Annotated in this window: 16 protein-coding genes; 3 read left to right on the top strand and 13 right to left on the bottom strand. The window is 68.9% G+C overall.

All coding sequences use genetic code 11. From position 1 onward, the window contains the following. Positions 1-34: 34 nt before the first annotated feature. The 3 genes from ABDJ40_RS12480 to ABDJ40_RS12470 form a co-directional block, all read right to left on the bottom strand. Positions 35-1,009, bottom strand: a complete 975-nt coding sequence (locus tag ABDJ40_RS12480; protein ID WP_347610114.1) for a hypothetical protein — start codon at positions 1,007-1,009, stop codon at positions 35-37. Between the two features lie 8 nt (positions 1,010-1,017). After that, the gene (locus ABDJ40_RS12475) at positions 1,018-2,013 is read right to left on the bottom strand and encodes a peptidylprolyl isomerase (RefSeq protein WP_347610112.1); all 996 of its coding nucleotides are present in this window, start codon (positions 2,011-2,013) and stop codon (positions 1,018-1,020) included. A 149-nt stretch (positions 2,014-2,162) separates the two neighbouring features. Next, positions 2,163-2,537, bottom strand: coding sequence for a VOC family protein (locus ABDJ40_RS12470; protein WP_347610110.1), 375 nt, complete (start codon positions 2,535-2,537; stop codon positions 2,163-2,165). A 180-nt stretch (positions 2,538-2,717) separates the two neighbouring features. On the opposite strand from ABDJ40_RS12470, the gene dnaE reads away from it, so the two are divergent. Together dnaE and ABDJ40_RS12460 are read left to right on the top strand one after the other, a co-directional pair. Then, on the top strand, positions 2,718-6,227 hold the full coding sequence (dnaE, locus tag ABDJ40_RS12465) for a DNA polymerase III subunit alpha (RefSeq protein WP_347610108.1): 3,510 nt from the start codon (positions 2,718-2,720) through the stop codon (positions 6,225-6,227). 225 nt (positions 6,228-6,452) lie between these two features. Further along, positions 6,453-7,730, top strand: a complete 1,278-nt coding sequence (locus ABDJ40_RS12460; protein WP_347610106.1) for a patatin-like phospholipase family protein — start codon at positions 6,453-6,455, stop codon at positions 7,728-7,730. Here the strand turns inward: ABDJ40_RS12460 and ABDJ40_RS12455 are convergent. Continuing rightward, on the bottom strand, positions 7,702-8,091 hold the full coding sequence (locus tag ABDJ40_RS12455) for a ComEA family DNA-binding protein (protein ID WP_347610104.1): 390 nt from the start codon (positions 8,089-8,091) through the stop codon (positions 7,702-7,704). The two genes, ABDJ40_RS12460 and ABDJ40_RS12455, sit on opposite strands and share 29 nt — an antisense overlap. Then, the gene (gene msbA, locus ABDJ40_RS12450) at positions 8,063-9,865 is read right to left on the bottom strand and encodes a lipid A export permease/ATP-binding protein MsbA (RefSeq protein WP_347610102.1); all 1,803 of its coding nucleotides are present in this window, start codon (positions 9,863-9,865) and stop codon (positions 8,063-8,065) included. Before msbA ends, ABDJ40_RS12455 begins: the two co-directional genes overlap by 29 nt. A gap of 64 nt (positions 9,866-9,929) precedes the next feature. Here msbA and ABDJ40_RS12445 point away from each other — a divergent pair, with 64 nt between their 5' ends. After that, entirely contained in the window at positions 9,930-11,072 is a 1,143-nt protein-coding gene (locus ABDJ40_RS12445) for a glycosyltransferase (RefSeq protein WP_269632721.1), read from the top strand. 15 nt (positions 11,073-11,087) lie between these two features. Here ABDJ40_RS12445 and ABDJ40_RS12440 read toward each other — a convergent pair whose 3' ends face one another. From ABDJ40_RS12440 to ABDJ40_RS12405, 8 genes are all read right to left on the bottom strand, one after another. Beyond that, a complete protein-coding gene (locus ABDJ40_RS12440; protein WP_347610100.1) occupies positions 11,088-12,128 on the bottom strand; it encodes a glycosyltransferase family 2 protein in 1,041 nt (346 codons plus the stop codon). Next, positions 12,125-13,108 carry a glycosyltransferase family 32 protein gene (locus ABDJ40_RS12435; protein WP_347610098.1) on the bottom strand — a complete coding sequence of 328 codons (984 nt, stop codon included), beginning with the start codon at positions 13,106-13,108 and terminating at the stop codon, positions 12,125-12,127. The genes ABDJ40_RS12440 and ABDJ40_RS12435 overlap by 4 nt, the downstream gene beginning before the upstream one ends. Further along, positions 13,105-13,851: a glycosyltransferase gene (locus tag ABDJ40_RS12430; RefSeq protein ID WP_347610096.1), complete on the bottom strand. Its 747-nt coding sequence runs from the start codon at positions 13,849-13,851 to the stop codon at positions 13,105-13,107. Before ABDJ40_RS12430 ends, ABDJ40_RS12435 begins: the two co-directional genes overlap by 4 nt. Beyond that, positions 13,851-14,999, bottom strand: coding sequence for a lipopolysaccharide assembly protein LapB (gene lapB, locus ABDJ40_RS12425; RefSeq protein ID WP_269632725.1), 1,149 nt, complete (start codon positions 14,997-14,999; stop codon positions 13,851-13,853). Before lapB ends, ABDJ40_RS12430 begins: the two co-directional genes overlap by 1 nt. Then, positions 14,989-15,282: a LapA family protein gene (locus ABDJ40_RS12420; RefSeq protein WP_183104342.1), complete on the bottom strand. Its 294-nt coding sequence runs from the start codon at positions 15,280-15,282 to the stop codon at positions 14,989-14,991. The genes lapB and ABDJ40_RS12420 overlap by 11 nt, the downstream gene beginning before the upstream one ends. 98 nt (positions 15,283-15,380) lie before the next feature. Further along, positions 15,381-15,686: an integration host factor subunit beta gene (locus ABDJ40_RS12415; protein ID WP_347610094.1), complete on the bottom strand. Its 306-nt coding sequence runs from the start codon at positions 15,684-15,686 to the stop codon at positions 15,381-15,383. 114 nt (positions 15,687-15,800) lie between these two features. Further along, entirely contained in the window at positions 15,801-17,828 is a 2,028-nt protein-coding gene (rpsA, locus tag ABDJ40_RS12410; protein WP_430765639.1) for a 30S ribosomal protein S1, read from the bottom strand. Then, positions 17,740-19,752, bottom strand: coding sequence for a bifunctional 3-phosphoshikimate 1-carboxyvinyltransferase/cytidylate kinase (locus tag ABDJ40_RS12405; RefSeq protein WP_347610092.1), 2,013 nt, complete (start codon positions 19,750-19,752; stop codon positions 17,740-17,742). The genes rpsA and ABDJ40_RS12405 overlap by 89 nt, the downstream gene beginning before the upstream one ends. Positions 19,753-19,765 lie beyond the last annotated feature (13 nt).

The raw sequence follows: 19,765 nt of genomic DNA, 5'->3' as shown, positions 1-19,765 counted from the left end.
GCCGCGGCAGCTCCTCGCCCTGCGCTGTCCAGCATCAAGCCGGGTAGCAGGCCGCGACCAGGCCGGCCAGGGCCTGGGCACGTGGACGCCGGCCCTCCAGAAAGGGCTGCCAGTGGGCGTCCAGCGGCTCGACCGCAAAGGCCCAGCCCCGCCCGAACACGCCACGGCGCTGGGCGTAGGGGAGGTAGTCCCGGCCGGACACCGACAGCAGGCGCTGCGTCACATGGCCCACCGTGTAGAACTGGACGGCGTGCCACAGCTGCTTGCGGTCCTGCAGGCCGCGTGGGGCGAGCAGGGCCTCGATGTCCTCGCGAAGGCGGTCGTCCATGCCGGTGTGACTGGCTTCGTGGAAGAGCATTTCCAGCGCCGCGTCACCCTGGTAGTCCTCGCGCAGGCTGGGCATGACGGTGTGCGGCGGCTGGCCGTCCGTGTAGGCGCCGCGTCGGTCGCCGCTGAGGGGTACGAGGTCGACCAGGATCAGCTCGGGCAGGGCGGGCTGGAGCACGGCCTCGAGCCGCTCGCGCAGCGCCGGGCCCCAGCTGGCCAGGCGCGTGCGGGCCTCCTGCATCCACGCCTGGTTGGCCGCGTCATGGGCCGGCCAGAGCTGCCGGCGGTACGGGGCGGCAGCCTGGCTCAGGGCCTGAGCCAGGGGCCGCAGCGCGGCGTCCATCGCAGGGAGGGGCTGCGAGTCACCGAGGCCCAGCAGGGCCAGGCGCAGGGCCTGGAAGCGATCGTCGTCGAGCAGGTCCTGCTCGGCAAAGGCGTGGCGGTAGGCCTGCAGCGCTTCCAGCCAGTCCCGCGTCTCCTGGGCTGACCAGCCCTGGGGCTGGCGCCATTCGCCGCGCTGGCTGCGCGGCTGGAAGGCCTCCGCCAGCGTGTGGTGGAGGTTCATCCAGAAGCGGCTGCGAAGCCGGAAGGGCAGGGGGCGCGCTGGGGTCAGGTCTTGCGCGGCGCCGGCCAGAGGCGCTGCCCCGGCCGCCAGGAGCCCCAGGGCCTGTCGACGATCCATGGGGCGTCTCAGGGAGCGCTGCGAACCGGGGGCAGCGCACTGCACAGCTCCACCTTGGCCGGCTCATGAACGAACCAGCCGCCGCCGCGGAAGCGCCGGCTGTTGAGCCAGGCCTGCCAGGTGGCGGTGTCGGTGCGCAGCACCTCCAGGCGCGGGCGCTCGGCTTCGGGAATGTCGGCCAGCACGCGGACGCGGGTGATGGGGGTGCGTTCCTCGGCCTTCTCGTAGAAGCCCAGGGCGCCGGTGCCGCGGGGCAGGCTGCTGAGCTTCTCCATGCCCTGCAGCACACGGCCCACGGTGGTGATGTTGAGGTCCAGGGCGCGCGGGGCGTGGCCAATGATGGCGTAGAGGCCGCTGCCGTCGCTGGAGTCGGGCTCGTTGCCGCGGGCGGCGCCCACGATGCTGTTGCAGTGGGCGAGCCAGGCGCGGCCCTTCTGGGGATCGACGGCGACAGGCCAGCCATCCACGAAGCCGACCTTGGCCGCCCAGGTGTCGCGTTCGGGCAGCGGGGTGAGCTTCAGTCCCTTCAGCGGACGGGAGAACTCCGCCGGGGCCTTGCCCAGGGTGTCCGGCTTCTTGCGGGCCTTGGCCTCATCTTCTTCGGCGTCGCCCCATTGGGTCACGTAGTTTTCCTGGGAGCGGATGACGGCCAGGCCGTCGAAGTAGCCCGCGCGGGTCAGCTTGACGATGTTGGCCGCATGGGCCGGCGCGAAGCTGCTGGCCAGCTCGATGATGACCATGCCGCTGGGCAGCTCCATCTGGAGGGCCTGCTCGGGGTTCACGGCACGCCAGTCGGAGGGTTTGGCGGCGGCCAGGACGTCCGCGCTGGAGGGTTTCTTGCCGGGCGCCGGGCCGGCCGGCCTGGCCGCAGGCTGGGCAGCCGCGGAGGCTGGCGCGGCCGACTGGGCGCTGGCCAGCGAGGCGCTCAGCAGACCGGCGCAGGCGCCGAGCGCCAGGACCAGGGAGCAGGGGGGGGACGGGCGATCTTGGCGGCGTTCTTGCATGAGGAATCTCGGCGTCAGCAGGGTTGGCGGGGCAGCATACGGCAGGCAGCCCGAGGTGGCGTCCCCGAATGTTCCCTGAGTCCCGCCCGGTCGGGCGCTCAGCGCCCGACTACCCCGCACCGCACCCGGCAGCGCGCCCGGCAGCGCACTCAGTTGCCTTCGGGATGGAAGATGCGCAGGCGGTGGCCGTCAGGATCCGTGGCGACGAAGGTGTAGCCGAAGTCCAGGGCCACGGGCGCCTGGGCCATGGGGATGCCGGCCGCGCTCCAGCGTGCGTGCAGGCTGTCCACGGTGCCGCGATCGGGCTGGGCGAAGGCCAGTTCGGTGCCGCCGCCGGCCGCCGTCGGGCTGGGCTCGGCCGTATGGCGGGACCACAGACCCAGGCGAGCGCTGTCACCCAGCGCCAGCATCGCGAAGGTAGGGGAGGACTCCAGCACCCGGGCGCCGAAGTGCTCGCTGTAGAAGGCAGCGCTGCGGGCAGGCTGGTCCACGAAAAGGATCTGGAGGCTGGGACTGAGGTTCATGGGTTTCTCCCTGGATGTGGCGCGTTCCCGTATGAGGGCATTGCCGGTTGCAAAAAGGCTCCCTCGTTGGAGCTGGGCCCATGCTAGGTGCGGTTGTTGACAGGATATGTCAGTAGGCTCGGCGGCTGTCGGCTGTGCCGGGCAAGCTTGGGCGAGCCGCGCCCGTCTCTACAATCCGGCATGGCTTTTGTTCACCTGCGCACCCACACCGAGTTCTCCGTCGTCGACGGCACCCTGCTGATCGACGATGCCGCCGCCGCTGCCGCCAAGGACGGCCAGGTGGCGCTGGCCGTCACCGACCTCGCCAACATGTTCGGCGCGGTCAAGCACTACAACGCCTGCCGCAAGAAGGGCGTCAAGCCCATCCTGGGCGCCGACTGCTGGGTGGAGGCCGAGGTGGCCGACAAGCCGCCGCACCGCCTGCTGCTGCTGGTGCAGAACAAGCAGGGCTACCTGAACCTGTCCGAGCTGCTGTCACGGGCCTGGATCCAGGGCGTTCAGCGCACCCAGGCTTGCCTGAAGCTGGAGTGGATGCAGGAGCTCAACGAGGGGCTGATCTGCCTCTCGGGTGCGCAGATGGGCGCCATCGGCCAGGCCTTGCTGATCGGTGACCAGGCGCGGGCGCGCGACTGGGCGGGCAAGCTGGCCGCCATCTACCCGAACCGCTTCTACCTGGAGCTGCAGCGTGCCGGCTTGCCGGGCCAGGAGGCCGTCGTCGCGGCCACCGTGCCGCTGGCGGCGGAGCTGGGCCTGCCGGTGGTGGCCACCCACCCGGTGCAGTTCCTGACCGAGGAGGACTACGACGCCCACGAGGCCCGCGTCTGCATCGCCGATGGCGAGACCCTGGCCAATCCCAAGCGGGTCAAGCGCTTCCTGCCGGGGCAGTTCTTCCGGCCGCAGGAGGACATGGAGGCGCTCTTCGCTGACATTCCCTCGGCCCTGGCCAACACCGTCGAGATCGCCCGGCGTTGCAGCCTGTCGCTGGTGCTGGGCAAGCCGCAGCTGCCCAACTTTCCCACGCCCATCCTGGACGACGGCCAGCCCATGGCCATGGACCGCTACTTCCGGGAGCTCAGCTACGAGGGCCTGGACGCGCGCCTGAAGCAGCTCTACCCCGACGAGGCCAAGCGCGAGGCCCAGCGCCCCCGCTATGTGGAGCGCCTGGAGTTCGAGCTGGAGACCATCATCAAGATGGGCTTCCCGGGCTACTTCCTCATCGTGGGTGACTTCATCCGCTGGGCCAAGCAGAACGGCTGCCCCGTGGGCCCGGGCCGGGGCTCGGGTGCCGGCTCGCTGGTCGCCTACGTGCTGCTGATCACCGACCTCGACCCCCTGCAGTACAACCTGCTGTTCGAGCGTTTCCTGAACCCCGAGCGGGTGTCGATGCCCGACTTCGACATCGACTTCTGCCAGGGCAACCGCGACCGCGTCATCGAGTACGTCAAGGACAAGTACGGCCGCCCCGCGGTGAGCCAGATCGCCACCTTCGGCACCATGGCGGCCAAGGCCGCGCTGCGCGACATCGGCCGCGTGCTGGGCATGGGCTTCGGCCATGTGGACTCCATCGCCAAGCTGATCCCCGCGCCCCCGGGCAAGACCGTGACCCTGGCCAAGCTGCCGCCGGATTTCGACCCGGACAAGGCCAAGGTCATCTACGCCCGCCATGAGGCCCCGGAGATCGAGGAACGCGAGAAGCAGGAAGAGGAAGTGGCCGAGCTGCTGAAGCTGGCGGCGCGGGTCGAAGGCATGGTGCGCAACATCGGCATGCACGCCGGGGGCGTGCTGATCGCCCCGGGCAAGATCACCGACTTCTGCCCCATGTACCAGCAGCCGGGCTCCACGAGCGCGGTGAGCATGTACGACAAGGACGACGTCGAGGCCATCGGCCTGGTGAAGTTCGACTTCCTGGGTCTTGCGACGCTGACCATCCTCGAGCTGGCCAAGGACTTCATCGTGGCCCGCCATCCGGGCCAGAAGGACTTCGCCTTCGAGAACATCCCCCTGGACGACAAGAAGGTCTACAAGCTCTTCTCGGACGGCCTGACGGAATCGGTGTTCCAGTTCGAATCCCGCGGCATGCAGGGCATGCTGCGCGACGCCAAGCCCTCGCGCCTGGAAGACCTCATCGCCCTGAACGCGCTGTACCGCCCGGGCCCCATGGACCTGATCCCGACCTTCGTCGCGCGCAAGCACGGCAAGGAGACGGTGGAGTACCCGCACCCCCTGACCGAGCCCGTGCTGGCCGAGACCTACGGCATCATGGTCTACCAGGAGCAGGTGATGCAGACGGCCCAGGTGCTGGGTGGCTACAGCCTCGGCGGCGCCGACATGCTGCGCCGGGCCATGGGCAAGAAGAAGGCCGAAGAGATGGCCATGCACCGCGACCTGTTCCGAAAGGGCGCGGCGGAGAAGGGCATCGACCAGGCCAAGGCCGACGAGGTCTTCGACCTGATGGAGAAGTTCGCGGGCTACGGCTTCAACAAGTCGCACGCGGCCGCCTACTCCCTGCTGGCCTATCACACGGGCTGGCTGAAGGTGCATTTCACGGCGGAGTTCTTCGCCGCGAACATGACCATCGAAATGGACGACACGGACAAGCTCAAGGTCCTGCTGGAGGACGCGAAGCTGTTCGGCATCGAGTTCCAGCCACCTTGCGTCAACCGCGGCGTCTATCGCTTCGAGCCCATCCACGACAAGCTCGTCAACTACGGCCTGGGTGCCGTCAAGGGCACGGGGCAGGGCGCCATCGAGGCCATCCTGCGCGCCCGCAAGGAGGGCGGCCCCTTCAAGAGCTTCTTCGACTTCTGCGCCCGCGTGGACCGCAAGGCCGTCAACAAGCGCGTGGTGGAGGCCCTGATCAAGGCGGGCGCCTTCGACACCCTGGAGGCCGATCGCGCCCGCCTGCTGGCCAGCGTGGCCCTGGGCTACACCTATGCCGAGAACCTGGCCGCCAACGCCGACCAGGGCGGCCTCTTCGACTTCGACGACACCCATGGCTCCTCGACCGCCGAGCCCGATCTGGTCAGCGTGGCGCCCTGGAGCATCAAGGAGAAGCTGAGCCTCGAGAAGACGGCCATCGGCTACTACCTCTCAGGCCATCTCTTCGACCAGTCCGGCGAGGAAGTGCGCCGCATGGTGCGCCGGCGCATCGCCGACCTCACGGACAGCCGCGAGCCGGTGCTGGTGGCGGGCATCGTGTCCGACATGCGCATCATCAATGGCAACCGGGGCAAGGTGGCCATCTTCAAGCTGGACGACAAGACCGACGTCATTGAGTCCGTGGCCAATGAGGAACTGATCAACAGCGCCAAGGGCATCCTGGCGGACGACGAGCTGATCATCGTCTCCGGCAAGGTCCAGAACGACCGCTTCTCCGGCGGCCTGCGCATGAATATCCAGGCCGTCTGGGACCTGGCCGGCGCGCGCGCCCGCTTCGGCAAGTTCCTGCGCCTGGCGGTCAACGGCACGGTGCCGCCGGTGCAGGAGGTGGTCAAGACCTGGCCCCCGAAGGTGGTCGAGACTGAGCAGGGCACGCTCACCCACGGCCTGGGCCTGCGCCTGAGCCTCAAGCGCGAGGGCGCCGTGGCCGAGCTCGAACTGGGCGACGCCGCCAAGTTCTGGCCCTGCGACGAGGCCCTGGCGAAGTTCGCCGGCCCCAAGGGCGAGCCGGTGCAGATCAGCTACGAGTGAGTGCCGAACCGGCACGACCGTGGCTGCGACGTGCCTGATACGCCGCACCGTTGCTGTTTCGACCGGTGTCGTCACCTCCCCCAGGACTAGGGGGATTTCGCGCTATCCTTTTCCGCAGGGAAGGGCCGGCATGCTGCGATGATCGGCCCAGCGGGCGCGGGCCGCCTTTCACGGACGCCAGCCCCCGCTGCCTCTTTCGCAGACCCGCAGCGCGGAGACCATGCCTTGAGCGCGACCGCCCACACGCCACGCACCGGCCTCATCCTCACCGGAGGCGGCGCGCGTGCGGCCTACCAGGTCGGTGTGCTGGCCGCCATCGCCCAGCTGCGGCGCGATGCGGGCGTGCAGGGCCCCAATCCCTTTCCCGTGATCGCCGGCACCTCGGCCGGTGCCATCAATGCGGCCACGCTGGCCTGCCAGGCCGATGAGTTCGATGCTGCCGTCGATGGCCTCATGCACATCTGGCGCAACATCCATGTGGAGCAGGTCTACGCGGCCGACTCGCTGGGTGTGATCCGCACCGGCGCGCGCTGGATGACCATGATGAGCCTGGGCTGGGCCCTCGCGCGCTGGCGCCGCTCCAAGCCGCGCAGCCTGCTGGACAACGACCCGCTGTCCCACCTGCTGCAGCGCTGGATCCGCTTCGACCGTCTGGAGGCCATGCTGGACAGCGAGCACCTCGAAGCCCTGGCCATCAGCGGCTCCAGCTATACCTCGGGCCAGCACGTCACCTTCTACCAGACCCACAAGCCCTATGAGCCCTGGCTGCGCTCGCAGCGCATTGCCGTGCGGGCACAGCTGGGCATCGAGCACCTGCTGGCGTCCTCGGCCATCCCCTTCATCTTCCCCGCCCAGCAGCTGGAGCTCGACGGCCAGCTGGAATGGTTCGGCGACGGCTCCATGCGCCAGAGCGCGCCGGTCTCGCCGGCCGTGCACCTGGGGGCGGAGCGCGTGCTGGTCATCGGTGCCGGTCGCATGCACGAGCCGCCGGGCCGGCGGGTGACGCTGGTGGAGGGGCATCCGTCCATGGCACAGATCGCGGGGCACGCGCTGTCCAACATCTTCCTGGACGCCCTGGCGGTGGATGTCGAGCGGCTGCAGCGCATCAACAAGACCCTGTCCCTGCTGCCGCCGGCCGCACGTGAAGGCACGCCCCTGCGACCCATCGACGTGCTGGTGATCGCGCCCAGCCGCCGCCTGGACGACCTGGCCGCCGAGCACCAGGGCAGCCTGCCGCCGCCCATCCGCGCCATGCTGCGAAGCGTGGGGGTGTCCGGCGAGGGCAAGGGCGCGACCGGCTCGGCACTGACCAGCTACCTGCTCTTCGAGCCCTCCTTCACCATGGACCTGATCAACCTGGGCATGGCGGACACCCTGGCGCGCCGGGGCGATGTGCTGCGCTTCTTCAACTGGCCGGCGCAGGCCAGCCGGCCCGATCCCGCCCGGCAGCGCCGCGGCGAACGCGATGCGCCCGTCAAGCCTCCGGTGACGACGCCGGCCTGAGCCCGCCCGCGGGCGCGGCGTCCAGCGGCTGCCCGTTGATGCGCAGGCCCGCCGCTGACAGCCGTGCCCTCATCTTCGGGCCCATGCCCTTGACCCTTCGTGCCAGGTCTTGCCCGTCCTGGAAGGGTGCCTGCTGGCGTGCGGCCAGCATCAGGCCGACGAGGGAAGGTCCGAGCCCGGGCAGGGACTCCAGCTCCGCGCGGCTGGCCATGTTCAGCTCCAGCGGCGGCGGGGTGTGCGGGGTCAGGTCTTGCCCCAGGGCCGATGAGCCGGCCAGGCCCAGGGCTGCGGCTGCGCCGAGGAAGCGCCGCCGCCGCAGGCCCCCAGAAGGCTCAATGCTGGGCTCGCACCATGCCGGCATAGACGCCTTCCAGGGCCAGCAGGGTCTCGTGCGTGCCGCTCTCGATCACCCGCCCCTGGCTCATCACATGGATGCAGTCGGCATGCCGGACGGTGGACAGGCGGTGGGCGATCACGATCAGCGTCTTCTTGCCCTGCCACTGCTCCAGGGCCTGCTGCACGGCGCGCTCGCTTTCGGTGTCCAGGGCCGAGGTGGCCTCGTCGAAGACCCAGACCGGCGCTTCCTTGTACAGGGCGCGGGCGATGGCCAGACGCTGGCGCTGGCCGCCCGAGAGCAGGCTGCCGTTGGCGCCCACGGGGCTGTCCAGACCCAGGGGCTGCTGGTGGACGAAGTCCCACAGATGCGCGGCGCGCAGCACCTGCTCCAGGCGCGCATCGTCGCGCTGCTGTGCATAGGCGATGTTGTCGGCGATGCTGCCGTCGAAGAGCACGATGTCCTGCGAGACCACCGCGAACTGGCGACGCAGGCTGGCGCGGGTGTGGTCGGCAATGTCCCCGCCGTCCAGCAGGATCCGGCCTGCCTGTGGCCGGGCGAAGCCCAGCAGCAGCTGGATCACCGAGCTCTTGCCCGCGCCGGAGGAGCCCACCAGCGCAGTGGTCCGGCCGCTGGGGATGTGGAGCTGCAGCGCGTCCAGGGCCGGCCTGTCGGCATTGGGATAGCGCAGGGTGACACCCTCCAGCTGCAAATCGCCCTGGCAGTGCTCGAAGGTGGCGCTGCCGCTGTCCTGCTCGCGCGGCGTGTCCAGCAGCTGCAGGCAGCCCTGGGCCACCACCAGACCGTTGATGATGGGCTGGCTGACCTCGGTGAGATGGCGCAGGCGCGAGGTCAGCAGCAGCAGGGCGGTGATGAAGGCACTGAACTCGCCGACGCCCGTGTGCGCGCCGCGCGCCTGCAGCAGGGCCAGGCTGACGATGGCCGAGAGCCCGATGCTGGCCACGAACTGCGACAGCGGCTGGGCGGAGGCATTGGCCGCGGCCGTCTTGAGCGCCGCACGCTGGGCCTCGCGGGCCAGCTGCTCGAAGCGTCGGCGCTCGTGCTCGGCGGCGTCGAAGCTGCGCACCACGCGCCAGGCACGGCTGACGTCCTCCACCTTGGCGACCAGGCCCAGCTGCGCGTCATAGGCGGCGCTGCCCATGGCGCGCACCCGCTTGCTGACCTTGCTCACCACAAAGCCCATCACCGGCGTGGTCACCATGGACAGCAGGGTCAGCTGCCAGTTCAGGAAGAAGAGATAGCCCAGCATGGCCAGGGCCGGCAGGCCATCGCGCAGCAGCGTGATCACGCTGGTGGACAGGCGCTCCATGATCTGCTGCGGGTCATTGACCACCTTGGAGACGGCCACGCCGGGCTGCAGGCTGGTGTAGACGGCGGCGTCGGCCTGCAGCAGGGCGTCCACCAGGGCCAGGCGCAGGCGCATCACGGTGCGTGAGCTGGTCCAGTTGAGCAGGTACTGGCCCAGAAAGCTGAAGATGCCCCGCAGCACGAACAGGCCCACCAACACCACGGGCACCCACCACACGGCGAAGGCGTCGGCATGGAAACCGTCGCCGAAGATCTTCTGGATCAGGGCCGGGATCAGGGGTTCGGTGGCGGCCGCTCCAAGGTAGGCCACCATGGTCAGGGCCAGGCCCCAGCGCTGGGGCCAGAAGAAGGGGAGCAGGCGGCGGGCCGTCTGGCGCAGGCCCGGCGTCGTGGCCGCCGGCAGGGCCTGGGCGTCCTGGGTGGGCACATCCAGGGACTGGGGTTGGGGGTCGGAAGGCGGGCTTGCTTGCATGTGCTTGCATTGTCGCTGCGAATACCGATCGATTCCGCTTGACGCCCCTGCCTATACTGTTCGCATGTCGGATGCTTCCTCCTCCCCATCCAAGCCCTTCACCCGTTCACTGCCCATCCAGGAGCAGGTGGTGATGCACTTCGTGACCGGCGGCTTCTCCGGTGCGACCCAGGTCGCGGTCGACTTGTGCAATGCCGCCAAGGCCCCTGGCAGCGGCATGCGCGCCGTGCTGGTCCTGCGCCGCAAGCGCAACACCGACCCCCAGCGACTGCAGAACCTGCAGGACCGCGGGATCGATGTACACGTGGTGCCGGGCTGGTCCCATCTGCTGACGGTGTGGTCGCTTTATCGACTTTGCAAGCAGATGAAACCGGATGTGCTTGTGGCCCACGGCTTCAGCGATCACATCTGGGGCCGCCTGGCCGGCTGGCTGGCGGGCGTGCCGACCCTCGTGCATGTGGAGCACAACACCCGTGAGCGCTACAGCCGCTGGCGCCTGATGCAGTCACGCTGGCTGGCCAAGCACACGGCGCGCTTCATTGGCGTGTCCGAGGGGGTGCGGCGGCGCCTGGTCGAGCTGGGCTTTCCAGAGGACCGCAGCTTCGCCATCCCCAATGGCATCGACCTCTCCAAGTTTCCCGAGAACCGCATCCTCGGCTTTGCCGAGCGTCCGGCCTGCATCGTCATGTCGGCCCGCTTCGCTCGCCAGAAGGACCAGAAGACGCTGATCCGCGCGCTGGCCATCCTCAACCAGCGCGGGCTCAAGCTGCCGTTGCTGCTGGCCGGTGCGGGCAAGGACGGCTATCGCAAGGACTGCGAGGCCGAGGTGCACCGCCTGGGCCTGCAGAAGCAGGTGCAGTTCCTGGGCCACCATGCCGAGATGCCCAAGCTGCTGATGAACTCCGCCGTGTTCGTGCTTTCCACGCACTGGGAAGGCATGCCGCTGGCCCTGGTCGAGGCCATGGCCGCGGGCTGCGCCTGCATTGCTTCCGACGTGCCCGGCGTGGAGGGCGTGATCGAGCACGGCCGCACCGGCCTGCTGGTGCCGGAATCCGATCCGGCCTCCCTGGCCCTGGCGCTGGAGCGCGTGTTCAGCGAGCCCGGTCTCGGTCAGCAGCTCTCCCAGGCGGCACGCAAGCAGGCCTTGCAGGCGCATGGCCTGGACCTGATGCGTCTGCGCTACCAGGCATTGCTGGCCTCGATCTGATCCCGTCCTGAGAGCTCAGCGCCCGGCTGCCCGGCACTGGCCCAGCCAGTGCCTCAGGCGCAGCGCGCGCCACCACCAGCCTCGCCTCACGTAGGCCCCCAGCAGCGCGCTGGCGCCCAGGGGCGATGCCGCCGTGAAGACCTCCAGAAAGCCGGGCAGGCGGTCGCGGTCGCCGACCTTGCTCACATGCCGGCAGGCGCCGATGAAGGAGCGCGCAGCGAAGTGCGCGGCCGCGAAGGCGATGCGCGGGTCCACCCGGGACGCCTCCGCCCAGTGCTGCCCCAGGCCGGCCAGCGCCTGCATCATGTGCTCGTACTTGCGCGTGTCGCCCGTGGCGAGGATGGAGCCAGGCCGCTGGCGGTAGCCGATCCAGACCTCGGGCACATGCAGCCAGGAGCGGGCACGCAGGGCCAGGGCGGGCACCACGGCCATGTCTTCGTAGTAGCGCCCGACGGGGAAGCGCAGGCCCTCGTCCCACAGCGAGCGCCTGGAGATGCGGCTCCAGCAATGCAGATAGCCCGGCAGCAACAGGCCCTGCATCAGCAGGCCGCGGTCGCTCAGCACTTGCGACGGCGGGCCGTCGAAGCTGCGCACATGCCGCTCGCCCCGCAAGCGGTGCTTGAGCTTCTCCCGTTCACGGAGATAGGCGAAGTCGCACAGCACCAGATCGGGCTGCTGGGCCTGGATCTGCTGCTTCAGCGAGGCGATGGCGCCGGGCATCAGCACGTCGTCCGCATCCAGGAACCAGAGGTAGGTTCCGCGGCTGGCCTCGACCAGGGTGTTGCGCGTGGCGCTGATGCCGGCATTGCGCTCGTGGCGGATCACGCGCAGAGGGCCGGGATGCCGCGCCGACCAGGCCGCGAGCACCGCGGGCGAGCCGTCCGTGGCGCAGTCGTCCACGGCCAGCACCTCCACACCGTCCAGGCCGTCCTGGGCGAAAACGGAGGCCAGGCAGGCCTCCAGCCAGGGCTCGACGTTGTAGACGGGGATGAGCAGGCTCAGCCAGGGCCGGGCGGCGCTGTCGCGCGCGACGTCATGCGAGGAGGCGTGGCTCATGCGCGGTCCGAGGGCTGCGCAGGGCGCAGGGTGGGCAGGTAACGGTCCAGCAGGCTGTCACGCCGTGCCGGCCGTTTCTGCAGCTGCTGCTCCAGCACGCGGCGGTCATTGCCCCGCAACTTGAGCAGGGCCGGCACACGCGCCGGGCAGGGGCACAGGGCCAGCTTGGCGTAGAGGTGGCGCTTGCGCCAGCCCACGGCCTGCTGCAGCGCGAAGGCGCTGTCCTCGGCGCGCTGCAGGGCGAGGCGGTAGCGGCCGGCGTCGGCGTCCAGCAGGGAGGAGGCGGCCACATGCATGATCAGGTACTCGTGCAGGCTGGGGTCGATGGCCTGGATCACACGATCGAAACGGCCTGCATCACGCAGGGCCTGCAGGTAGCGGGCCTCGCCCATGGTCAGGGCGCGGACAAATTCGGCGTTGAGGTCCGCGATGAAGCGGCTGCCCGGAACCGCCGCCATGAACCAGTTCTCGACCAGGGGCAGCTCGGGGCGCTTGCTGAGGCGGTCGATGTAGAAGCCGACGAACTCGGCGCCGCCGGCGGCCTGCTGCGCCTGCACCCAGTCCAGTCCGGTCGTCAGCAGGGTGGAGGCGTCGATCCAGAGCCCGCCGTGGGCCTGAAGCAGCTGCAGGCGCAGCCAGTCGGCCTGGCGGAAAGGGGGCAGTCCCTGCATGAGGCCGAGGTCCGTGCCTTCGGGCAGCCAGGCGCGCAGGGTGGCGGGCGTCAGGAAGCGCAGCTCATGGTCGGGCGCCTGCTGGCGCCAGTTGTCGGCGCAGGCCTGGATCAATGGGGGCAGGGCCTCGCTGTTCCAGTAGCTCCAGATCACCTTCGGGATGCCTGGACCGGAGCGGGCAGGAGCGCTGCCCACCTGCAGGCTGCGGACCTGCCCCGGCGCCTGGGCCCGCAACAGCCGCAGCAGCTCCCAGGCCAGCAGCGCCAGAAGGAGCAGGGGCAGCAGGAGCAGCCAGGCGAGCAGGCTCATTCGTGCCAGTGCTCGGCGATCCAGGGGGCCGGCTTGGCCTTGCGCCAGTTGCCGTTGCTGCGGCCAGCCAGGGCGTCGGGCGGGTTCATCACGCCGTGGAAGATCAGGATGCGCGCACCCTTGGGGATGTGCGGCGGCTTCCAGTAGTTGCTGGGCCAGGTCGGGATGCAGTGGTACTTGTAGCTGGCGCACCAGGCGGCGTCCCAGTACTGCAGCTTGCCCTGCTGGTGGATCTCGTCGGAAAGGTAGGCCTGCTCGTTACGGAAGCGGGCACGGATGGCCTCGTGCTCGCGCCGGAACCTCTCCAGCACGTCCGCGTGGGCTCCGAGCCTGAAGCGGTAGACCGAGGAGTTGCCGGTGATGCGCCAGGGTCGCTTCCAGTCATGGATGATCAGGAAGTCGCCGGGCACCTCAAAGAAGGGCGTGATGTCGTCGACGATGACCACGTCCAGGTCCAGGAAGAGGGCCGTGCCCTGCAGGCCGTGGAGGTCCGCCTCGAAGGTGGTGAGCTTGGTCCAGCCGCGCTCGGGAATGCCCGTCGGCAGCTTCAGTTCGGGAATGGGCAGGCACTGCACTTCCGGGCGGATGCCTTCAACGCGGTCGGTCAGGCATACGAACCTGAACGGTCCGCGCAGATGCCGGGCCACCATGGCGTAGAGCCGGTTCACGTACTCGGGGCCGTACTTGGTGCCCCACTTCATGCAGAGGATGACGCGATCGCTCGCAGCTTGGGATGGGCTCATCAGAGTTCCTCGACGTGGCGAGGCGGGTAGGTGTCCCAGTTGAGGCAACCGGGGCACTGCCAGAAATAGTGCTGGGCTTCGAAGCCGCAGGCGGCGCAGCGGTAGCGCTGCAGGGGTCGCACGGCCTTGTCCAGGGCTGCGGCCACGAGCGGGGCTTCCTCTTCGCTGAGGCGGGACTGCGATTGCGCCAGCAGCGCGCGCGCGGCCGAGAGGGCCGGCTCGGCCTGCAGATGCTGGCGCAGGCGGCGGCGCTGGGCCTCGCCCTCGGGTTCCAGCAGGGCCAGGGCCAGCAGCAGGTGCATGCTGGGATGGCGCTCGTACTGGGCCTGCAGCGCGCGCTGGGCTTCGGCCTGCTTGCCGGTCTGCAGGGCGGCCTGCGCGTAGTCGCGGGCCACGAGATTGAAGGCCTCAGGATTGGCCGCCAGCAGCTCGGCATAGGCGGCCATGGCCTGCTCGGGCTGCTCGCGCCGGCTCAGCAGCTGGCCGGCCAGCACATGGGCCCGGGCCGATTGCGGAGCGGCCTTGCGGGCCTCGGCCAGCAGGGCCTGGGCCTCGGCGTCCTGGTTCCGTGCCTGGGCCTCCAGCGCCTGCTCGCACAGATAGTGGGCGATGCGCGAGGCAAAGGAGCCCGTGCCGCCCTGTTCGAGGTGGCGGGCGACCTCGGCCGCCTTGCGCCACTCGCGGGAGCGTTCGTAGAGGGACAGCAGGGCCAGCTCGGCCTCGCTCTCGAAGCGGGTGCCACGCAACGCGGCAAAGGCTTCCTCTGCGCGATCGAAAAGGCCTGCCTTGTAGAAGTCCTGGGCCAGGGCGTGCTGGGCGCGGTCGCGCTCGGACTTGGGCAGATCGCCGCGCTGCAGCAGGTGCTGGTGCACGCGCACCGCGCGCTCGTACTCGCCGCGACGGCGGAAGAGGTTGCCCAGTGCGAAATGCAGCTCGGAGGTGTCAGGGTCGGCCTGCACCGCCTCGATGAAGGCGTCGATGGCCTTGTCCTGCTGTTCGTTGAGCAGCAGGTTCAGGCCCTTGAAATAGGCCTTGGGCGCGTCGCGCTGCTCGCGTTTCCACTGGCGGGAGTCGAGCTTGGAGGCCAGCCAGCCAAGGGCGAAGACCAGGGGCAGGGCAATGAGGAGGGCGCTGAGTTCAAAGCCCATCGTGCACGCCCGGATTGGCCAGGGGGTCAGGTGTTGCCAGGGTGCTCTGCTGGGCCTCGATCTGGCGCGTGGCCACGCGGCGGTGGCGCCACCAGGCCGGCACCATGGCCAGCACGCCGAAGGCGCAGCCCAGGCCGAAGCTCAGCAGCACCACGATCACCAGGGGCGAGTGCCAGGCATGGCCGAAGAACCAATGCACGGCCACCTCCTGGCTGTTGTTCAGCGCGAAGGAAAACAGGGCGAAGAAGATGAAGGCCCAGAAGAGCCGGACGATGAATCGCATCGTGGCGGATTCTAAGGGGCAGGGGCGGGGGCGTCAGCCTTGGCCCGGGGAGCGCCTGCAAAGTGCGGCGCTGACTGTGGCGCGGGAGAGCCAGTGGATCAGACGGCGCTGTCGTCGACAGGCAGCTGGGCGTCAACCGCTTCGCGCAGGGCCTTGCCCGGCTTGAAGTGCGGCACCAGCTTCTCGGGGATCAGGACCTGCTCGCCACTGCGCGGATTGCGTCCCATGCGGGGCGGGCGACGGTTGATGGAGAAACTGCCGAAGCCACGGATCTCGATGCGGTGGCCACGGGCCAGGGCATCGGACATGGCATCCAGGATCGTCTTGACGGCGAATTCGGTGTCGCGCTGCGTGAGCTGGCCAAAGCGGTCTGCCAGGTGCGCGACGAGATCGGAACGGGTCATGACGATGGAATTCCAGGCTGGGGAGAAAAACAGGCTCGCCCCCGTGAGAGTGGCGAGCCTGCGTTGGCAGCTGGGGCCCAGGCTACCAGAGCCCGGGCCTTCGCGGAACAGGGATTAGCTGTTCTGGTTGTCCAGCTTGGCACGCAGCAGGGCGCCCAGGCTGGTCGTGCCGGCGTTCTCACGCTCGGACGATGCCGACAGACGCTGCATGGCTTCTTGCTGGTCGGCGCTGTCCTTGGCCTTGATGGACAGCTGGATGTTGCGGGTCTTGCGGTCGATGTTGACGATCAGGGTCGTCACTTCGTCGCCTTCCTTCAGCACGTTGCGGGCGTCTTCCACGCGGTCGCGGGAGATTTCCGAAGCGCGCAGGTAGCCCAGCACGTCTTCAGCCAGCTCGATCTCGGCGCCACGGGCGTCGACGGTCTTCACCTTGCCGGTCACGGTCATGCCGCGATCGTTGATCGAGGTGTAGCTGGTGAACGGGTCAGCGTCCAGCTGCTTGATGCCCAGGGAGATGCGCTCGCGCTCGACGTCCACAGCCAGGACCACGGCTTCGACTTCCTGGCCCTTCTTGTAGTTGCGAACGGCGGTCTCGCCCGGCTCGTTCCAGGACAGGTCGGACAGGTGCACCAGGCCATCGATGCCTTGTGCCAGGCCCACGAACACGCCGAAGTCGGTGATGCTCTTGACGGGGCCCTTGACCTTGTCGCCGCGCTTGACGTTCTCGGCGAACTCTTCCCAGGGATTGGCCTTGCACTGCTTCATGCCCAGGGAGATGCGACGCTTGTCTTCGTCGATTTCCAGGACCATGACTTCCACTTCGTCGCCCAGGGAGACGATCTTGGAAGGAGCGACGTTCTTGTTGGTCCAGTCCATTTCGGAGACGTGCACCAGGCCTTCGATGCCCGGCTCGATCTCGACGAAAGCGCCGTAGTCAGCGATGTTGGTGACCTTGCCGAACAGGCGGGTGTTGGCCGGGTAGCGGCGCGACACGCCGAACCAGGGATCGTCGCCCAGCTGCTTCAGGCCCAGCGAGACGCGGTTCTTCTCGGCGTCGAACTTCAGGACCTTGGCGGTCAGTTCCTGGCCGACCTGAACGACTTCGCTCGGGTGACGGACACGGCGCCATGCCATGTCGGTGATGTGCAGCAGGCCGTCGATGCCGCCCAGGTCCACGAAGGCACCGTATTCGGTGATGTTCTTGACCACGCCCTGGACGATCGCGCCTTCCGACAGCGTTTCCAGCAGCTTGGCGCGCTCTTCACCCATGGAGGCTTCCACCACAGCGCGACGCGACAGCACAACGTTGTTGCGCTTGCGGTCCAGCTTGATGACCTTGAATTCCATGGTCTTGCCCTCGAACGGGCTCATGTCCTTCACCGGGCGGGTGTCCAGCAGCGAACCGGGCAGGAAGGCGCGGATGCCATTGACCAGGACGGTCAGGCCGCCCTTGACCTTGCCGGAGACGGTGCCGGTCACGAAGTCGCCGGACTCCAGTGCGGTTTCCAGGCTCAGCCAGGAAGCCAGACGCTTGGCCTTGTCGCGCGACAGGATGGTGTCGCCGTAGCCGTTTTCGATGGCGTCGATGGCCACCGAGACGAAGTCACCGACGTTGACTTCGAGTTCGCCCTGGTCGTTCTTGAACTCTTCAATGGGCACGTAGGCTTCAGACTTGAGGCCGGCGTTCACCACCACGAAGTTGTAGTCAACACGGACGACTTCGGCCGAGATGACCTCGCCCGAGCGCATGTCAGCGCGTTGCAGCGATTCTTCGAAGAGAGCGGCGAAGGATTCGCCGCCGGTGGCGGTTTGGGTTTGGGACATGTTGATTCCTGAATCGGCGCGCACAGCGTAGGAAGAACTCTGAAAAAGCGCCGACGGTGAGTGCAAGTTGCCTTGCGGGTTAGGTTGCAGACAAAGCGCACCCGGTGGACTGTCGTCCGGAGGGCAGGTGCGCCCGCTTTTGGGCCAAAGCCCGTGGGTCAGCGCCCTTGCGAGCGCCTTCCCGTGGATCCGTTCGCGAGATTCATCGCCGGGGGATCCATTCCGGCCCTCAGAAGGGCTGCCGCTCCTGCCACCACCCCAGCACCAGGCCCTTCGATTCCTCGATGGTCTGGCCGGAGTTGTCCAGCAGCTGCGCATCCTGCGCGGGCTTCAGTGGCGAGGCGGCGCGACCCTTGTCACGCGCATCGCGCGCTTCCAAGTCCGCACGCAAGCTCTCCATATTAGCGGAAATTCCCTTGCCAATCAATTGCTTATAGCGGCGTTCGGCGCGCGTCTGGGCACTGGCCGTGAGGAAAACCTTCAGTCCGGCGTCCGGGAACACGGCGGTGCCCATGTCGCGGCCATCGGCCACCAGGCCGGGCAGACGACGGAAATCCAGCTGCAGCTGATGCAGGGCTTGGCGGACCTCGGGGTGCGCGGCCACCTGGGAGGCCATCAGCCCGGTGGCCTCCTCGCGCAGCAGCTCGCTGATGTCCTCGCCCTGGAGGATGGCGCGACCCTTGCGGAAATGCAGGTCCAGCCCGGCGGCGATGCGGGCCACGCCCGGGCCGTCGTCCAGGCTGACGCCGGCGCGGAAGGCAGCCAGGCCGGCCGTGCGGTACAGGGCGCCGGAGTCCAGCACGATGTAGCCCAACTGGTGCGCGACCTCGTCTGCCAGCGTGCCCTTGCCGGAGGCGGTGGGGCCGTCGATGGTGATCACGGGGATGTCGGCGCGGCGGGCCTGCACCACCTCGAACAGGGTCTCGAAGTAGTCCGGAAAGGTCTTGGCCACACAGGCCGGGTCCTCGATGCGAACCGGCACTGGACGCCCGGTGATCAGCGGGTTCAGTGCGGCCAGCGAGAAGCACATGGCCACACGGTGGTCGTCATAGGTGTGGATGCTGGCGGCGCGCCAGTCCTTCAGCGGGTGGACGCGCAGCCAGTCCGGGCCTTCTTCGACCTGGGCGCCCAGCTTCTCAAGCTCGGCGGCCATGGCGGCGATGCGGTCGGTCTCCTTGACCCGCCAGCTGGCGATGTTGCGCAGGGTGCTGGGGCCGTCGGCGTAGAGCGCCATGACGGCCAGGGTCATGGCTGCGTCGGGGATGTGGTTGCAGTCCAGGTCCAGGGCCTTCAGCGGCCAGGCACCCCGGCGGACCTCCACCCAGTTGGGGCCCTGCTCGATGCGCGCGCCCATCAGCGCGGCGGCCTCGACGAAGCGCACGTCGCCCTGAAGAGAGGCCGTCCCCACGCCCTCGATGCGCACCGGCGCCTCGATGCCGGCCAGCGCCCCCAGCGCGACGAAGTAGGAGGCGGAGGAGGCGTCGCCCTCCACATGGATCTCCCCGGGCGAGCGGTAGCGGCTGCCTGCCGGAATGATGAAGCGTTCCCAGCCCTCGCGACGGACCTCGATGCCGAAACGCTGCAGCAGCGCCAGGGTGATGTGGATGTAGGGCTTGGAGATGAGCTCGCCCACCACCTCGATCACCACGTCCTCGCGGGCCACCAGGGGCAGGGCCAGCAGCAGCGCGGTCAGGAACTGGCTGGAGACGTCGCCACGCACGCGGACGGGCTGCGAGAGGCGCAGCGGGGAGGGGCCGCTCAGTCGCAGCGGCGGATAGCCTTCCTGGCCGAGGCAGGCGATGTCGCAGCCGCGCTCGCGCAGGGCGTCGACCAGGTCGCCGATGGGGCGCTCGTGCATGCGCGGCACGCCGCTGAGCTCGAACTGCCCGCCTTGCGTGGCCGCCAGCAGGGCCAACGCCGCGGCCAGCGGGCGCATGGCCGTCCCGGCATTGCCCAGGAAGAGCTTCAGGCCGGCTTCACGCACTGAGGCCAACAACTGGCCCCCGATGCCGCGCACGCGCAGCTGTGAGCCGTCCTGGGTGATGGTGCAGCCCAGCTGACGCAGGGCCTCCAGCATCACGGCGGTGTCGTCGGAGGCCAGCAGGTCGTGGATCAGCGTCTCGCCCTCGGCCAGGCCGGCCAGCAGCAGCACGCGGTTGGAGATGCTCTTGGAGCCAGGCAGGCGCACGCTGCCGGCTGCGGCCTGTAGCGGGGGCAGGTCCAGGAAGGGGATCTTGTACATGGGAGAACCGGAA

Source organism: Roseateles flavus (genome assembly GCF_039872765.1).
Classification (GTDB): domain Bacteria; phylum Pseudomonadota; class Gammaproteobacteria; order Burkholderiales; family Burkholderiaceae_C; genus Roseateles_B; species Roseateles_B flavus.
This window is presented reverse-complemented; position numbering and strand designations above follow the sequence as displayed.

Bases quoted from the DNA above. Each gene is read 5' to 3' on its own strand.
- ABDJ40_RS12480 (WP_347610114.1), bottom strand. From the start codon at position 1,009: ATGGATCGTCGACAGGCCCTGGGGCTCCTGGCGGCCGGGGCAGCGCCT.
- ABDJ40_RS12475 (WP_347610112.1), bottom strand. From the start codon at position 2,013: ATGCAAGAACGCCGCCAAGATCGCCCGTCCCCCCCCTGCTCCCTGGTC.
- ABDJ40_RS12470 (WP_347610110.1), bottom strand. From the start codon at position 2,537: ATGAACCTCAGTCCCAGCCTCCAGATCCTTTTCGTGGACCAGCCTGCC.
- dnaE (WP_347610108.1), top strand. From the start codon at position 2,718: ATGGCTTTTGTTCACCTGCGCACCCACACCGAGTTCTCCGTCGTCGAC.
- ABDJ40_RS12455 (WP_347610104.1), bottom strand. From the start codon at position 8,091: ATGCCGGCATGGTGCGAGCCCAGCATTGAGCCTTCTGGGGGCCTGCGG.
- msbA (WP_347610102.1), bottom strand. From the start codon at position 9,865: ATGCAAGCAAGCCCGCCTTCCGACCCCCAACCCCAGTCCCTGGATGTG.
- ABDJ40_RS12445 (WP_269632721.1), top strand. From the start codon at position 9,930: ATGTCGGATGCTTCCTCCTCCCCATCCAAGCCCTTCACCCGTTCACTG.
- ABDJ40_RS12440 (WP_347610100.1), bottom strand. From the start codon at position 12,128: ATGAGCCACGCCTCCTCGCATGACGTCGCGCGCGACAGCGCCGCCCGG.
- ABDJ40_RS12435 (WP_347610098.1), bottom strand. From the start codon at position 13,108: ATGAGCCTGCTCGCCTGGCTGCTCCTGCTGCCCCTGCTCCTTCTGGCG.
- ABDJ40_RS12430 (WP_347610096.1), bottom strand. From the start codon at position 13,851: ATGAGCCCATCCCAAGCTGCGAGCGATCGCGTCATCCTCTGCATGAAG.
- lapB (WP_269632725.1), bottom strand. From the start codon at position 14,999: ATGGGCTTTGAACTCAGCGCCCTCCTCATTGCCCTGCCCCTGGTCTTC.
- ABDJ40_RS12420 (WP_183104342.1), bottom strand. From the start codon at position 15,282: ATGCGATTCATCGTCCGGCTCTTCTGGGCCTTCATCTTCTTCGCCCTG.
- ABDJ40_RS12415 (WP_347610094.1), bottom strand. From the start codon at position 15,686: ATGACCCGTTCCGATCTCGTCGCGCACCTGGCAGACCGCTTTGGCCAG.
- rpsA (WP_430765639.1), bottom strand. From the start codon at position 17,828: ATGCGCAGCTGCTGGACAACTCCGGCCAGACCATCGAGGAATCGAAGG.
- ABDJ40_RS12405 (WP_347610092.1), bottom strand. From the start codon at position 19,752: ATGTACAAGATCCCCTTCCTGGACCTGCCCCCGCTACAGGCCGCAGCC.